Below are 14,874 nucleotides of genomic sequence, written 5' to 3' on the forward strand. Positions count from 1 at the left end.
CGCATCGCAGCCTGCCGCCCGGAGGGAACCGCCATGCGCATCGACGACGCCAGCGTGACCATGTTCCGCTGGGACGATATTCCACCCGCTCAGTATGGCGACCGCAATCCGGCCGCCGGCGGCAGCGAGCTTGGGCTGCTGGAACTGCGCACCGACCAGGGAATTGTCGGCCGCGCCTTCCTCGGCGCTTCCTTCCGCTCTGCGCGGCTCGACGTGGAGGGGCTGGTGCGCCACCTGCTGCCGCTGCTGCGCGGCGAGAACCCGCTGGAGCGGGAGAAGCTGTTCGCGCGCCTCTACGGCGTGCGCCGCGCGGCGACGCTGCGCACCATCGGCGCCTGCGACGTGGCGCTGTGGGACATCCTCGGCCAGGCAGCGGGGCTGCCGTTGCACAGCATCATGGGCACGGCGCGGCGGAAGATCCCGGCCTATGCCTCCTCCTCCACGCTGGCGGCCGAGAGCATGTATCCCGAGCAGGCGCTGATGCTGCAGGCGAAGGGCTACACCGCCTACAAGATCCATCCGCCGAAGGGCGGGGTAGAGGCGGCGATCCGCGTTTGCCGCGCGGTGCGCAACGCGGTCGGCCCCGACATGGTGCTGATGATCGACCCCGCCGGCGCCTATCGCCTGCCCGACGCCGTGCGCCTCGGCCGCGTGCTGGAGGAACTGGCCTTCCACTGGTACGAGGATCCGCTCGGCGAGGACGACCTGCACAACTACCCCGCTCTGCGCGCCAAGCTCGACGTGCCGATCCTCGCCACCGAATACGCCTCCGGCGGCTTCGAGATCATGGGAACCTGGATCGAACGCGGCGCGACGGACTACCTGCGCGGCGACGTGGCGGTGAAGGGGGGCCTCACGCCCTGTCTGAAGGCCGCGCATCTCGCCGAGGCCTTCGCGATGAACTTCGAGGTCCACCATGGCGGCAACAGCTGGAACAACGTCGCGCAGCTGCACCTGATCATGGCCATCCGCAACACCGAGTATTTCGAGGTTCTGCTGCCCGAGGCCGCGCAGAAATACGGGCTGGTCCGCGACATTGAGGTGGACGCGGACGGCTTCGTCCATGCCTGGGACGCGCCGGGCGTCGGCGCGGAGCCGGACCTGGAACTGATCAGGGCGAAAACGACGGCCGTTCTGCGCTGAGCGGGTTCGGTGCGGCGAAGTGGCAGGCTGCGGATTGCCCCGGCGCCACCTCACGCAGCGGCGGGCGGTCGCGCGTGCAGACCTCCTGCGCCAGCGGGCAGCGCGTGCGGAAGCTGCAGCCGGAGGGGATGCGCGAGGGGCTCGGCACGTCGCCCGGCAGCACGATGCGCCGGTGCGCCGCATCAGGATCGGGCTGCGGCACGGCGGAGAGCAGCGCCTGGGTGTAGGGGTGCTGCGGCGTGGCATAGACGCTGCGCTTCGGCCCGATCTCCACGATGCGGCCGAGGTACATCACCGCCACCCGGTCCGCGATGTGGCGCACCACCGCTAGGTCATGCGCGATGAAGAGGTAGGAGAAGCCCTTCGCCGCCTGCAGGTCCTGCAGCAGGTTGACGATCTGCGCCTGCACGGAGACGTCGAGCGCGCTCACCGGCTCGTCGCAGACGATGAAGCTCGGCCCTGCGGCGATGGCGCGGGCGATGCCGATGCGCTGGCGCTGGCCGCCGGAGAAGCTGCGGGGATGGCGGTCCATCGCGGAAGCCGGCAGGCCGACCTGCGTCAGCAGCTCCACCACGCGGTCGCGCATGGAGCGTCGGCCGGTGGCAAGGGCGAAGACCTCCAGCGGCTCCGCCACGATCTGCGCCACCGTGCGGCGCGGACTGAGCGAACCGTAGGGATCCTGGAACACCATCTGCGCCTGGCGCCGCACTTCGCGCATTTCTCGCGCGGACAGCGCGGCGATGTCGCGGCCTTCGAAGAAAACCTGGCCATCGCTGGGCTCGATCAGACGCAGCAGCAGCCGCCCGAGCGTGGATTTGCCGCAGCCGGATTCGCCGACCACGGCCAGCGTCTCGCCGCGACCGACACTAAAGCTGACGCCGTCCACCGCGCGCACACCGGACCTAGCCTGCGTGAATGGCAGCCGCGTGGCACCATCGAAGGTCTTGCCGAGCCTCTCGATGCGGACGAGATCATCCCTCATGCAGCCGTCACCCAGCAGGCGGCGCGATGGCCTTCGCCGAGCGGCGTCAGCGGCGGCATCTCGGCCGCGCAGCGCGCGATGCGGAGCTGGCATCGCGCGTGGAAGGGACAGCCGGCCTTGACCTGGCCGGGCAGCGGCACCGAGCCGGGGATCTGGCTGAGGCGGTGGCGCTCGTCATCCAGCCGCGGAATGGATTGCAGCAGGCCGCGCGTATAGGGGTGGCTCGCGTTGCTGAAGATCGCACGCACCGCGCCATCCTCCACCACGCGGCCGGCATAAAGCACGACGACGCGCTCGCACATCTCGGCGATCACGCCGAGGTCGTGCGAGATCAGCAGGATCGCCGTGCCGGTCCGTGCGCGGATGCGCTTCATCAGCTCGAGCACCTGCGCCTGGATGGTGACGTCGAGCGCGGTGGTCGGCTCGTCCGCGATCAGCAGCTTCGGGTGGCACGCCAGCGCCATGGCGATCATCACGCGCTGGCGCATGCCGCCGGAGAACTGGTGTGGATAGGCGCCGAGCCGCGCCTCCGCATCGGGGATGCCGACCAGGCCCAGCAGCTCGATCACGCGGGCGCGGCGGGCGGCGCGGTCCAGCGGCTGGTGCAGCAGCAGTGCCTCGCCCACCTGGTCGCCGATGGTCATCAGCGGGTTGAGCGAGCTCATCGGCTCCTGGAAGATCATCGCGATGTCACGGCCGCGGATATCCGGAAGCTGCGCTTCGGGCAGGCGCAGCAGATCCTGCCCGTCGAAGCGGATCTCGCCGCCGAGGATGCGGCCCGGCGCGCCGATCAGCCGCAGGATGGAGAGCGCGGTGACGGACTTGCCGGAGCCGGATTCGCCCACCAGCCCGACCGCGCCGCCCGCCTCCACCTCGAAGCTCACGCCATCCACCGCGCGCAGCGGCGCATCCGGCTTGCCGAAGGCGACGACGAGGTCGCGGACCGCGAGCAGCGGATCCGGCATCAGTTCGTCTCCGGGTCCAGCAGGTCGCGCAGCGCGTCGCCGAAGATGTTGAAGGCCAGCACCACCACCGTGATCGCTCCGCCCGCGCCGATGATCGGCCAGGGCGAGCCGAAGATGTTGCCGAGCCCGTCGCGGATGATGTTGCCCCAGCTCGGGTTCGGCGGCTGGGTGCCGAGGCCGAGGAAGCTCAGCGAGGCCTCCAGCCGGATGGCGGAGGCGACCCAGAGCGTTGCAAGCACCACCACGGGTGCCGAGATGTTGGGCAGCACGTGCCGCCAGATGGTCTTCAGCGTGCCGAGGCCGACGGCAACCGCGGCTTCGATATACGGCTCCTGCTTCACCGCCAGCGTGGCGGAGCGCGCAACGCGGGCGAAGCCGGGGATGAAGGCGACCGCGATCACCATCACCACGTTCCAGAACCCGCCACCCAGCACGGCGGAGACCATGATCGCGAGCAGCAATTCGGGGAAGGCGAGCAGCGTGTCGATCAGGCGGCTCACGAGGCGGTCGATGATGCCGCCGAAGAACCCTGCCGCCACGCCGAGCGCGGTGCCGACCACCGCCGCGATGGCCGGTGAGACCAGGCCGAAAATAAGCGAGTTGCGTGCGCCATAGAGAAGGCGAGAGAAGACGTCGCGCCCGAACTGGTCGGTGCCGAGCCAATGCTCGGCCGAGGGAAGCGCGTTGATGCGGAGGTAGCTCTGCGCCAGCGGATCATGCGGCGCGAGCCAGGGCGCGGCCAGCGCAATGGCCACAAAGAGCAGCACGATGGCGGAAGCGACGAGCGTCGCCGGCCGCTCTAGGGAGAACAGCCGGCGCAGCGCGGCGAAGCGGGGTTCCTCCGGCGCAAGCTGTTCGAGGGCGGCGCTCATGCCTGCGCCCTGATACGCGGGTCGATGATGATATAGGCGAGGTCCACCAGCAGGTTTACCGCGACCACGAAGAAGGCGAAGACCACCACGCCACCCTGGATCACGGGATAGTCGCGCTTGGCGATGGCGCTGATCAGCACCTCGCCGATGCCCGGGCGGTTGAAGATCAACTCGATCGCGACGGAGCCGGAGAGCGTTGCCAGAAGGCTGAGGCCGAGGCCCGTCGTCACCGGCAGCAGTGCGTTGCGCAGCGCGTGGCGATAGATCACCCGCTGCTCCCGTGCGCCCTTTGCCCGGGCGGTGCGCACATAGTCCTTGCCCAGCGTTTCCAGCAGCGCCGTGCGCGTGAGCCGGCCGAGGAAGGCGGTCTTGACGAAGGCGAGCGTCAGCGCCGGGAGGAAGGCGTGGTACATCCGGTCTGCGAAGCCCTCGCCGCCGCCGTTGATCGGGAACCAGCCGAGGTTGAGCGCGAAGACGATCAGCAGCAATGCGCCGAGATAGAAGTCCGGAATGGCATAGCCGATCAGCGAGAAGATCCGCACGCCGCTGTCCGGCAGCCGGTTCCGGTTGACCGCGGCGACCACGCCCATCGGGATGCCGAAGACCAGCCCCATGCCGGTGGCCAGCAGCGTCAGCTCGATGGTGTAGGGCAGGTTTTGCGCGATGAGCTGCGCCACCGGCTCCCGCGTGATCATGGAGACGCCGAAGTCCAGCATCAGCATGTCGCGCAGGAAATCGAGCCACTGCCACAGCAGCGGCTGGTCCAGCCCCATCTCGCGCCGGAACAGGTCCAGCTGTTCCGGCGTGGCGTATTCGCCGAGCACCACCAGCGCCGGGTCGCCTGGCAGCAGGCGCAGCGCGACGAAGACCAGGGTCAGCACCAGCAGCACGGTCGGCACGGCATCCAGCAGCCGTGCCACGATCATCCGCGCCATGCGGCCTCCCTCAGGCGACGCGTCGCGCGCGGTTCAGCGGCCAGTAGGCGTAGCCGGACTGCACCGGGAACCCGATATCCACCCGCGGATTGCGCGCAATCACATAGGACAGCGTGACGATGCCGAGCAGCGGCAGGTCACGCAGCACCTGGCGCTCGATGTCCTGGATCAGCGCGATGCGCTTGTCGAAGTCGGGCTCGTCCTGCGCGCGTGCGATCAGCTCGTCGATGCCGGGGATCGCCACGCCATAGTGGCTGTAGTTCTCCCCGCCGCGGCCATCCGCCTTCACCTCGGCGCTGGACAGTAGCTGCTGCAGGAAAGGCTGCCAGGGCACGGGCGGGTAGCTGGACGAATAGAGCGTCATCGCATTGCGGTCGCGCCGGTTCTCTGCGTGCATCGTCGCATGGTCGATGATGCGCAGGTCGAGGTTGATGCCAGCGGCGCGCAGCTGCTCCTGGATCATCAGCATGATGGAGGAATAATCCTCACGCTGGCTCGTGAAGCACTGGATGGTGACGCCGTTGGGATGCCCGGCCTCGGCCAGCAGGGCCCGGGCCCGCTGGATGTTGTGCCCGTAGCGCAGATCCGGCGGCAGATCCTCCTCCTTCACCGCGCCGGCGAATTGTGGCGCGACGATGCCAACCATCGGCACCGAAAGACCTGAGAAGGCGGCAGCGATCTGTGCGTTGTTGATGGCGAGCCGGATCGCCTGGCGCACCCGCAGGTCGTTCAGCGGCGCACGCGTCAAGTTCAGATGCAGCGAGTTGAAGCTGCCCGGCGCGGTGGCATCGAAGATGGTGCGCGGCGCGCGTTGGCGGATGGTGGGAATCCAGCCCGGCTGGCGGACGCCCTCGATCATGTCCACCTGGCCCGATGCGAAGGCCAGCGTGCGCGCGGTGGTGTCGGCGATGAAGGCGATGCGCAGCGGGCTTGCCGCCACGCCGGCGAAGTGCTGCGGGAAGGGCGAGAGCATCACGCCCTGCGTCGGGCTGACGCTATCCACCTGGTACGGGCCGGTGCCGATCGGGTCCATGTTAAAGGCCTCTGCGCCGCGTTCCTCGAACGCCTTCTTGCAGAGGATGCTGGCGGAGAGCGTCGTCACCATGCTGCCGTTGAACAGCGGGTCAGGCCGCTTCAGATGGAAGCGCACCGTGTGGCTGTCTGGCGCCTCCACACGGTCGAGATTGGCGTAGAGCGCCTTCTGGTTGGTGACAAGGGAGCGATCGAGCTGGCGGCCATAGGTGAAGACCACGTCCTCCGACGTCATCTCGCCCTGGCCCTTGTGGAACTGCACGCCGCGGCGCAGGCGATAGGTCCAGCTGCGCGCATCCGCCGAGCTTTCCCAGGATTCCGCCAGGCTTGGACGGAAATCCTGCGGCCGCACGGCGAAGGTGCCGTCCTCGGACTTCACCAGCGTGTCGAAGACCTGCTTGATGCCCCAGGAATCGCCGCCGGTCAGCGCAGTCTTCTGCGGGTTCAGTCCTGTCGGCGCACGGGAGGCGAGCGCGATAGTGATGGGCCCGGTCTGCGCTTGGGCCAGGCGCGGCGCGCCGAGGCCGAGGCTCGCCGCGCCCAGCGCGGAAGCCTGGCCGAGCAAGTGCCGGCGGGTGGTTCTCATGGCCGTTTCTCCCCAGTGTTAGCCGCCCGCCGGGCGGGCGCGGCGCGTTGTCCGTTCAGATGGCGAGCGGCACGATGCGCCGCTCGAACTCAGCCGCGTCGAAGACCATGCCGAGCCCCGGCGCCGTCGGAACGGTGAACCGGCCGTCAACAGGCCCGCCCGGATTGCTGAACACGCCGCCGGCGCGCTCCCAGTTGTCCGCGAGCTCCACCGGCTTCGCGAGATGCATCACCGTCGCGAGCAGGTGGAGGTTGGCCAGATGGCCCACCGAAGGTTGCGTCTGGTGCGGCACGAACTCCACGCCATGCGCATGCGCCAGCGCGGCGCATTGCATCATGCCGGTGATGCCGCCCATCTTGACGATGTCCGGCTGCACCATGCGCACGCCGGCGTTGATCAGGTCCTTCACGCCCTGCAGCGTATAGGTCTGCTCACCGGCGGAGACGGTGATGTCGAGCCGCTGCGCGACCTCGCCCATCGCGGCGACATGGTAGTGCTGCACCGGCTCCTCGAACCAGGTATAGCCGAGTTCCTCCAGCGCGCGGCCGACGCGCATCGCGCCGCCGATGGAATAGCCATTGTTAGCATCAAAGCCGATCATGAAATCATCGCCGAGCAACTGGCGCACTGCGCGCGCCTTGGCGATGTCGCCCTTGATGTCCACGTCCACCCTGGTGCGGTCGCCGTCCCAGCGGATCTTCACCGCGGCCGGCTTCTCCTTTGCGACGCGGCGCTCCACCACGCGCAGCACCTCGTCCACGCTGCGCCAGGCGTTGCCGCCGATCGAGGCGTAGCAGGTCAGCTCCGTGCGCCAGGCGCCGCCGAGCAGCTTGTGCACAGGCTGGCCGAGCCGGTGGCCCTTCAGATCCCACAGCGCGATGTCGAGCGCCGCAAGCGCGCCGCTGAGCGCCCCTTCTGGCCCGAGCTTGACCAGCTTGTGGAGCAGCGTCTCGAGCAGCACGGCGTGGTCCAGCGGGTCCTTGCCGATGAGAAAGGGAGCGGCGTGCCTGGCGATGATGACGAGCGACGCAATGCCGCCTTCCATCGGGGAGGCCTCGCCCAGTCCGACTAGGCCGTCATCTGTTTCAATTCGGACGAAGGCTGCGCGCCCGGCCTTCTGTCCTGCCTCGCCCCATTGGAGTTGAAACGGTTCAACCTTGCGAATCTTCATGCGTCTCTCTCCACACGAGACTGTGGCAGCCTGCACGGCGCGAGGCAACGGGCGGCGAGCGCGGCGTCACCTGGTCTGGCAAAATGCCGGAATGCTCTGACGTGTAGGGAATGTAATTCCGGATTCAATTTGTATCTGCGGCGCCGCACTGTTGCCGGCAGCTTGGACGAGGCCGGCGAGCGGCTGTCCATATTCACGCGCCCGCGTACGGGCCAATGGAAGTCGGTGCGGACGACAAACGCTAACGAGCGCCGCCATGGTGAGTTCAAGTGCCGGATCAAGACGCAGACGGTGCTGCCGTCGGCGGAAACAGCGGCAATGCTGTTCTGGGCGCTGCTCGCCGCGGGCTGTGTCACCATGCGCAAGGTCGAAGGCTGGCAGAGCCTCGGCCAGCCACTCGCCGACAGCGCGGTTGACCTCGTCGCCTGAACCGATACCGTCAGATCGCCGGCGGCGGCGCGAGCGGATCCGAACAGCCTTCGCGACGGCACCGGTCGGCGGCGCGGCAGCGTCTGAGGGTGCCATTGGCAGCAGTGGGGAGACCGTCCCCAGGGCACTGCCTCCTTCTGCAACGGGCCGAGCAGACCGGCGTTCGGTCAATGATTTGGCGCCAGGCAACCGGAGACGGTTCGATCCCAGTCGCACTCCCTCCACGGTGCGCTCGAGCGCCGCGATCTGGCTGTCGTAGACCTCGATCACGCTGGCACCTGACCGCCCGGCCGATGGGCAAGATTGTGTGACCACACGGCGCTCGGTCCTGCATCAACGGCTGCATCGCCATTCTCGTCGTCTCCTGCAACCAACTGCGCTTCGGCTCCGGCGCCGAGGCTTCAGCACTGCGGCTGCGTGTGACGCTGCGACAGAAATTCCGTATGCTCACCTGCGGTAGGCGTAAGACGGGGTCTCACGGGCAGATAGCGCCGAAGCAAAGTCGGCCGTCGTGGCACGAAGGCTTCGCAGCCATTCGCCCTCCATGGTAGCAAGCGTAGTGTGCACGACTTCGGCACTCGCGCCGAGAGCAGCTATCACCCGGCCATCGCTCACGACCGGCACGGCGATCGAGCGCAGGCCCATGATCGTCTCCTGATCGTTGATCGCGTAGCCGGCGACCGCTGCCTGGCGAACCGCAGCGCGAATTGCATCCGGCTTGCAGAGCGTATTCGGCGTCAGCTGCTCCAATGTCGCGTGGGCTAGGACGGCGTCGACGGCATCGGGTGACAGCGCAGCGAGCAGTACCTTGCCGACCGAGGTGGCATGTGCCGGCATGCGCGTGCCGATCGACATGTAGTCGCGCGCCAGCCGTCGTGCCGAAGCACGCGCGACGTAGACCACCGCATCGCCGTCCAGCAGCGCCAGCGAGCAGGAGCCTTCCAGCTGCGCGGTGAGGGAGGAGAGCAGTGGCTGCGCAACGGCCGCCAGCGGCAGCGAGGAGAGATAGGCGTAGCCGAGCTGCAGCGCGCGCGGCCGAAGTGAGAAGCGCAGGCCGTCGCTGCCGACATAGCCGAGGCTCGCCAGCGTCCGCAGAATGCGCTGCGCCGAGCCTGGGCTGATGGCGGTGCGGCGCGCCACATCGCTCAGCGTCATCTCCGGATGTGTCGCGTCGAACGCCTCGATGACGGCGAGACCCTTGGCGAGCGTGCGCAGCTCGTCGCGGGCCAAGTCGGCGTGCCGCGAGGTGTGTTTCGTTGACATGACCGGCGTGGCGCTCCTACGCTTCCGCATAACGGATAAGTTTCCGCATAGCGGAAGTCTAGACAAGCAATCCGAGGGAGGAAAGACCATGCTGACACGTCGTACAGGATTGGCCGCGCTGGCCGGCTCGCTGTCGGCCGGGCTGCTCGCGCCCGGTGCCCGCGGCCAGGAACGATTCCCGGACCGGCCGCCGCGTTTGATCGTGCCCTATGCCGCCGGCACCGCAACTGACCTCGCGGCGCGCCAGCTCGCTGGTGTGCTGGGCGACGTGCTCGGCCATCGTCCAGTTGTCGAGAACCGCAGCGGCGCGGGCGGCATCGTCGGCACCGAGGCCGTCGCACGCAGCCCGGGCGATGGCTACACACTGCTTTTCGCTGGTAGCCAGACGCACGCGATCAACGTCAGCCTCTATCGCCGCATGCCATACGATCCTGTAGCGGACTTCACGCCGATCGCGCGGCTCGCGACGCAGCCGATGGTGCTGGTGGTGCCGAGCCAGCTTCCCGCGCGCTCAGTGTCGGAACTGGTGGCGCTGGCGAAGTCGCGGCCGGGGCAGATCAACTACGCCTCCTCGGGCATCGGCACGACGGCGCACCTGACCGGCTCGGCGCTTCGCGTGCAGGCGGGCATCGACATCACGCACGTGCCCTATAGCAGCGGTGCGCTGCTTTTCGCCGGGCTCATCAACGGCGACACTTCCATGATGTTCTATCCCTGGCAGCCACTGAAGCCGCATGTGGAGGCCGGGCGGCTGCGTGTGCTGGCCACCTGCGGGCAGACGCGGCTGCCCTGGCTGCCTGATGCGCCGACCATGATCGAGTCCGGCTTCGATGATTTCGTCGCCGCATCCTGGTTCGGCATCTTCGGGCCGGCCGGCGTTCCGGCGGAACGGGTGAATATCCTGGCCGATGCGATCCGCCGCACGCTGGAGACCCCGGAGATTGTCTCCGGCTTCGCCGCCGCGGGCACGCAGATCACCTACATGCCGCCGGGTGAGTTCCGCGGCTTCATCGCCGCCGAGATCGAGCGCTACCGCAAGGTCGTCGCCGATTCCGGCGCCAAGGTGGAATGAGGCATGCATTGCGCGGCCGGCAAGGACGGCCGATGCGGTCCGCGCAGCGGGTCGAAGCCGCGAATGCAGCCTGGGCCGAGTGGCGCGAAGCCACGCGCGCGGATACGCGCGCGCCACGCCGCATGCGTGCCGGCGCACGACGCTTGAGGGAAAGCATATGAGTCAGATGCGATGCGCCACCGCCATCGTCGGCATGGGCCGGGCGATGGCGTGGAAGACGGACCCTGAGCCGAAGACGCCGCTACTGCTGGCCGCCGTCGCAGCGCGGGAGGCGATGGCCAGGGCCGGTATCAAGCGGCACCAGGTGGGTGCGCTGTTCACCGGCCGTACGCCGCAATCCTACATGGTGCTGCAGTACAACCAAGCATTGCTGAACGAGCTGAAGATCGGCCCGATGTTCTCGAGCGAGGTCAGCTCCCATGGCGGTGGCTCGCTCGGTGCACTGCAGCTCGCCGCCACCGCGCTGCATGCGGGCGTGATCGACTACGCGCTCTGCGTGACGAACGAGGCAAGCGGCATTTGGATGGACCAGGTGGGCTCCAACGCCGCCTGGGAAGGCGACCTGCAGTTCGAAGCGCCCTACGGTCCCTCGACGCCCTCGATCTACGCGCAGAGCTTTTGCCGCTACATGCACGAATACGGCGTAACGCCGGAGATGGCGGCGCAGGTTGCGGTGGAGAACCGGCGTTGGGCGCTGGACCATCCGCACGCCGCGATGCGGCACAAGGGCCCGATCACCGTGGAGGAGGTGCTGAACTCGCGCATGATCGCCTCGCCGCTGCGCATGTTGGATTGCGCAGTGTGGTATCCCGGCGGCATCGCCACGGCGGTGGTGCTGACCCGCGCCGATATCGCTAAGGCTCGGCACGCGGAGCAGACCTGGCTGGCCGGCTTCGGCCAGTGCAACACCCATGAATGGATTGGCGAGCGCATGGGCGGCTGGGGCTACGCACCTTTCGAGGACGGGCCAGACCTGATCCAGACAGGCGCCGGCGTTGCGGCGAAGCAGGCCTATGCGATGTCGGGCCTGAAGCCCACGGAGATGGACCTCGCCGAGACCTCCGCCCCGTTCAGCTACGCCAACCTGATGATGCTGGAGGAAATGGGCTTCTGCCCGCGCGGTGAGGGCGGACGCTTCGTCGGCGATGGCGGCATCGCCTATGACGGCGGCCTGCCCTTCAACACCATTGGCGGCTATCTCTCCTTCGGGCAGGTGGCACAGGGCCTCTACAATCTGAAGGAACTGGTGGACCAGTTGCACGGCCGTGCCGAGGGCCGGCAGCTGCCTAATGCGAAGGCCGGCATCGTGCATATGCATGGCGGGCCGCTGGCCTGCCACTCGGTGGTCATCCTGACCAAGGAGCCTGTGACATGAGCGAGGCGCCCATCACCGACTGGTCGCGCGGCCTGCCGCTGAAGGCGGGCGACTGGTTCATCGGCCTCTACCAGCCCTCGCCCGAAACGAAGGGCTACTGGGACGGCGTCGCTCAGCGCGAGCTTCGCCTGAAGCATTGCCGGGCCTGCAACCGCGACTTCCACCCGAAGCGGATCGTCTGCACGGATTGCGGCTCTGATGCGCTGGAATGGAAGCGCGCCTCCGGCCGCGGCACCGTGTACAGCTTCTCGGACGTGCACCGCGCCCCCAGCCCGGCCTTCGCCGGCTCCACGCCCTATGTCGTCGGCCTGGTGCACCTGGAGGAGGGCGTGCACCTCTTCACACGCTTCGAGGGCGGGAAGGTCGCGATCGGTGCGCCGGTCCGCGTGGACTTCCGTGTCCTTGAGCTCGGCAACCTGATGCCAATCTTCCGGGTGGAGGCGGCGTGAGCGCGGGGCCGCTCGCGGGCGTCCGCATCCTCGACACGACGCGGGCGCTGGCTGGGCCGCTCTGCACCATGGTGCTGGGCGACCTCGGCGCCGATGTGGTGAAGATTGAGGAGCCACGCGCGGGGGACGAGACGCGCCACTGGGGCCCACCCTTTGCCGGCGACGCCGGGCCGACGCTGATCGGCTACAACCGCAACAAGCGGTCGGTGGCTCTCGACCTGCGCACGTCGGAGGGGCGCGAGACCTGCCTCGCGCTGGCGCGGCGCTGCGATGTGTTCGTGGAGAACTTCCGCCCCGGTACCGTCAAGCGCTTCGGCCTGGACTACGCGGCGGTGCGCGCCGTGCGCCCCGACGTCATCTACTGCTCGATCAGCGGCTACGGGCAGGACGGCCCGATGGCGAAGCGGCCGGCGGTGGACCTGATGGTGCAGGCTGTGGGCGGGCTGATGGCGCAGACCGGCGAGCCGGATGGCCGCCCCGTAAAGGCCGCTGCGCCGGTCGCCGACACCATGGGCGGGCTGTCCGCCGTCGTTACGGTCATGGGTGCGCTGATGGAGCGCGGCCGCACGGGCGAAGGGTGCTACCTCGACATCTCCATGCTGGACGGCTTGGTGGCATTGATGGGCCAGTCCATTGCCGCCTGGGGCATGTCGGACGCGACGCCGCGGCGCTGGGGCAACGCGCATCCGCTGATGGCGCCCTACGAGAGCCTGCGCTGCGCCGACCGCGAAATCGTCATTGCGGTGACCAACGAGAAGACCTGGGCCAGCTTCGTCGAGCTGCCGGAGTTCGCCGCATTCGGCGCCGATCCGCGCTACGCCGACCCGCCGGCCCGCAACACCAACCGTGCCACGCTGGTGCCGGCGATCGAGGCGATCTTGATGACCCGTCCCGCGGCCGAGTGGCTCGCCGCCTTCGACGCCGCCGGCATCCCCGCGGAGCCGATCAACACGCTGCCCGAAGTGATGGCACTGGAGCAGCTGGCACGCCGGGGCATGCTGCAGCAGGTTGACTACGCGGGACGGCGTATTACCACTGCTGGCATGCCTTGGAAGGCGGTGGCGCGGGACGGCGACCTGCGCAGCCCGCCCGCGCTCGGCGCGCATACGGAGGAGGTGCTGCGCGAGTGGGGCGTGGTATGAGCGGGGCTGCGGCGATGTTCAGCCGGAGGTGAGACGCGCGACCCCGCTGCCCAGCGCACGCGCGGCGCCGCTGCCTCGCCGCGCCAGCTTCGCTACCTGCTCCGACCGCTCGCCCTTCTACTGCGACAACCTACGCGACGCCGACTTCGCCGACGCCGAGGCTTGCGTCGGACTGCACAGGCTGCTGCGGCTTCCGGTCACCGGGAAGGATGAGAATCGCCGCAGATATTCGGCGGAGTTCAAGGCGTAAGTGGCGCTGGAGGCGCTGCGGGGTGAGCTGACGGCGGCGCAGCTGGCGGCCAAGCATGGCATTCACCAGACGATGGTCGGCGAATGGAAGCGGCAGGCTCTGGAGGGTCTGGCCTCGGTGTTCTCCGGCAAGACGGCGGCAGTCGAGACGGCCAAGGCGACAGAGGCGGAGGTCGAGAAGCTGCACGCAAAGATCGGTCAGCTCCTGGTGGAACGGGATTTTTTGGCCAACATGTCCGGCTGATGAGCCTCGAGCGGCGACGCCAGATGATGGCGAACCGGAGCACCCGCAGTTGTCGATCGTGCGGCGGTGCGCGCTGGTCTCGATCAGCCGGTCGGGGGTCTACCACCGGCCTGCCGGGGAGACGCCGCTGAATCTGGAACTGATGCGGCTGATCGACGCGCAGTTCCTGGAGACGCCCTGGTACGGCTCGCGGCAGATGGCGCGGCACCTGCGCCGCGAAGGCTACGCCGTCGGCCGCAAGCGGGTGCGAAGGCTGATGGCGAAGATTGGCCTGGCGCCGATCTACCAGCGGCCGCCGACGACGATCCCGCATCCCGAGCACAGGATCTTCCCCTATCTGCTGCGGGACATGACGATCGACCGCCCGAACCAGGTCTGGTGCGCCGACATTACCTACCTGCCGATGCGGCGCGGCTTCCTCTACCTGGTCGCGGTGATGGACTGGGCGACGCGCACGGTGCTGGCCTGGCGGGTGTCGAACACCCTCGACGTCGAGTTCTGCCTTGAGGCGTTGGAAAAGGCGCTGGCGCGGTTCGGGCGGCCGGAGATCTTCAATACCGACCAGGCCAGTCAGTTGACCTCGCCGCGCTTCACCGGCCTGCTGCAACGGGCCGAGTGCGAATGTCCATGGACGGCCGCGGCCGCTGGATGGACAACGTGTTCATCGAGCGGCTGTGGCGCAGCCTGGAATACGAGTGCGTCTACCTGCATGCCTTCGAGACCGGCTCCCTGCTGATCCGCGCCTTCGCCATCCCGCTCAACGACGCCATGCCGCGGCCGGCGCGGCAGCAGCTGAAGGCCTTCGCGCCGCACATCATTGGCACGCATGACGGATCCGACGACGCACGCGTCGCGGTGCTCTTCCAGCTCCTAGACCCGAGTAGCCCAGGCTGGAATCGGCTTGTGATTGGATGCGGCGCGGCAGGGTGTGATTCGTAGGCGTCCAGCTTTGGCTGGAGGCGGAG

General features: G+C 68.3%; 12 protein-coding genes and 2 pseudogenes. 7 read left to right on the forward strand and 7 right to left on the reverse strand.

What is annotated here, in order from left to right; genetic code table 11:
* The first annotated feature begins 33 nt into the window (after positions 1-33).
* Entirely contained in the window at positions 34-1,143 is a 1,110-nt protein-coding gene (locus ACESM1_RS26610; protein ID WP_372624255.1) for an enolase C-terminal domain-like protein, read from the forward strand.
* On the opposite strand, the gene ACESM1_RS26615 is transcribed toward ACESM1_RS26610, so the two are convergent.
* Genes ACESM1_RS26615 through ACESM1_RS26640 form a run of 6 tightly spaced genes read right to left on the reverse strand, consistent with a single transcriptional unit; the run spans position 1,112 to position 7,686 of the window.
* Positions 1,112-2,125, reverse strand: a complete 1,014-nt coding sequence (locus ACESM1_RS26615) for an ABC transporter ATP-binding protein (protein WP_372624256.1) — start codon at positions 2,123-2,125, stop codon at positions 1,112-1,114. The genes ACESM1_RS26610 and ACESM1_RS26615 overlap by 32 nt on opposite strands.
* Positions 2,122-3,090 carry an ABC transporter ATP-binding protein gene (locus tag ACESM1_RS26620; protein WP_372624257.1) on the reverse strand — a complete coding sequence of 323 codons (969 nt, stop codon included), beginning with the start codon at positions 3,088-3,090 and terminating at the stop codon, positions 2,122-2,124. The genes ACESM1_RS26615 and ACESM1_RS26620 overlap by 4 nt, the downstream gene beginning before the upstream one ends.
* Complete coding sequence (locus ACESM1_RS26625) at positions 3,090-3,962, reverse strand: ABC transporter permease (protein WP_372624258.1); 873 nt, start codon at positions 3,960-3,962, stop codon at positions 3,090-3,092. The genes ACESM1_RS26620 and ACESM1_RS26625 overlap by 1 nt, the downstream gene beginning before the upstream one ends.
* A complete protein-coding gene (locus tag ACESM1_RS26630; RefSeq protein WP_372624259.1) occupies positions 3,959-4,897 on the reverse strand; it encodes an ABC transporter permease in 939 nt (312 codons plus the stop codon). Before ACESM1_RS26630 ends, ACESM1_RS26625 begins: the two co-directional genes overlap by 4 nt.
* 10 nt (positions 4,898-4,907) lie before the next feature.
* Positions 4,908-6,515 (reverse strand): ABC transporter substrate-binding protein, encoded by a 1,608-nt coding sequence (locus ACESM1_RS26635; protein ID WP_372624260.1) that lies wholly within the window; start codon positions 6,513-6,515, stop codon positions 4,908-4,910.
* Between the two features lie 55 nt (positions 6,516-6,570).
* Positions 6,571-7,686, reverse strand: coding sequence for a mandelate racemase/muconate lactonizing enzyme family protein (locus ACESM1_RS26640; RefSeq protein ID WP_372624261.1), 1,116 nt, complete (start codon positions 7,684-7,686; stop codon positions 6,571-6,573).
* Between the two features lie 135 nt (positions 7,687-7,821).
* Between ACESM1_RS26640 and ACESM1_RS26645 the strand changes: the two are divergent.
* Positions 7,822-8,115, forward strand: a pseudogene (locus ACESM1_RS26645) (IS256 family transposase); the annotation flags it as partial.
* A gap of 447 nt (positions 8,116-8,562) precedes the next feature.
* Here ACESM1_RS26645 and ACESM1_RS26650 read toward each other — a convergent pair.
* Positions 8,563-9,345 carry an IclR family transcriptional regulator C-terminal domain-containing protein gene (locus ACESM1_RS26650; protein WP_372624262.1) on the reverse strand — a complete coding sequence of 261 codons (783 nt, stop codon included), beginning with the start codon at positions 9,343-9,345 and terminating at the stop codon, positions 8,563-8,565.
* On the opposite strand from ACESM1_RS26650, the gene ACESM1_RS26655 reads away from it, so the two are divergent.
* The 5 genes and pseudogenes from ACESM1_RS26655 to ACESM1_RS26675 all read left to right on the forward strand — a co-directional run.
* Entirely contained in the window at positions 9,323-10,450 is a 1,128-nt protein-coding gene (locus ACESM1_RS26655) for a Bug family tripartite tricarboxylate transporter substrate binding protein (RefSeq protein WP_372624268.1), read from the forward strand. The two genes, ACESM1_RS26650 and ACESM1_RS26655, sit on opposite strands and share 23 nt — an antisense overlap.
* 157 nt (positions 10,451-10,607) lie before the next feature.
* On the forward strand, positions 10,608-11,825 hold the full coding sequence (locus tag ACESM1_RS26660; RefSeq protein ID WP_372624263.1) for a thiolase family protein: 1,218 nt from the start codon (positions 10,608-10,610) through the stop codon (positions 11,823-11,825).
* Positions 11,822-12,274: a Zn-ribbon domain-containing OB-fold protein gene (locus ACESM1_RS26665; protein ID WP_372624264.1), complete on the forward strand. Its 453-nt coding sequence runs from the start codon at positions 11,822-11,824 to the stop codon at positions 12,272-12,274. The genes ACESM1_RS26660 and ACESM1_RS26665 overlap by 4 nt, the downstream gene beginning before the upstream one ends.
* Positions 12,271-13,416 carry a CaiB/BaiF CoA transferase family protein gene (locus ACESM1_RS26670; protein ID WP_372624265.1) on the forward strand — a complete coding sequence of 382 codons (1,146 nt, stop codon included), beginning with the start codon at positions 12,271-12,273 and terminating at the stop codon, positions 13,414-13,416. The genes ACESM1_RS26665 and ACESM1_RS26670 overlap by 4 nt, the downstream gene beginning before the upstream one ends.
* A 250-nt stretch (positions 13,417-13,666) precedes the next feature.
* Positions 13,667-14,638: pseudogene (locus ACESM1_RS26675) on the forward strand (IS3 family transposase); the annotation flags it as partial.
* Positions 14,639-14,874: the final 236 nt, after the last annotated feature.

Source organism: Falsiroseomonas sp. (assembly GCF_041690465.1).
In the GTDB taxonomy this organism is placed as follows: Bacteria; Pseudomonadota; Alphaproteobacteria; order Acetobacterales; family Acetobacteraceae; genus Falsiroseomonas.

Excerpts from the sequence above, each read along its gene's own strand:
- ACESM1_RS26610 (WP_372624255.1), top strand. The coding sequence starts at position 34 with ATGCGCATCGACGACGCCAGCGTGACCATGTTCCGCTGGGACGATATT.
- ACESM1_RS26615 (WP_372624256.1), bottom strand. The coding sequence starts at position 2,125 with ATGAGGGATGATCTCGTCCGCATCGAGAGGCTCGGCAAGACCTTCGAT.
- ACESM1_RS26620 (WP_372624257.1), bottom strand. The coding sequence starts at position 3,090 with ATGCCGGATCCGCTGCTCGCGGTCCGCGACCTCGTCGTCGCCTTCGGC.
- ACESM1_RS26625 (WP_372624258.1), bottom strand. The coding sequence starts at position 3,962 with ATGAGCGCCGCCCTCGAACAGCTTGCGCCGGAGGAACCCCGCTTCGCC.
- ACESM1_RS26630 (WP_372624259.1), bottom strand. The coding sequence starts at position 4,897 with ATGGCGCGGATGATCGTGGCACGGCTGCTGGATGCCGTGCCGACCGTG.
- ACESM1_RS26635 (WP_372624260.1), bottom strand. The coding sequence starts at position 6,515 with ATGAGAACCACCCGCCGGCACTTGCTCGGCCAGGCTTCCGCGCTGGGC.
- ACESM1_RS26640 (WP_372624261.1), bottom strand. The coding sequence starts at position 7,686 with ATGAAGATTCGCAAGGTTGAACCGTTTCAACTCCAATGGGGCGAGGCA.
- ACESM1_RS26660 (WP_372624263.1), top strand. The coding sequence starts at position 10,608 with ATGAGTCAGATGCGATGCGCCACCGCCATCGTCGGCATGGGCCGGGCG.
- ACESM1_RS26665 (WP_372624264.1), top strand. The coding sequence starts at position 11,822 with ATGAGCGAGGCGCCCATCACCGACTGGTCGCGCGGCCTGCCGCTGAAG.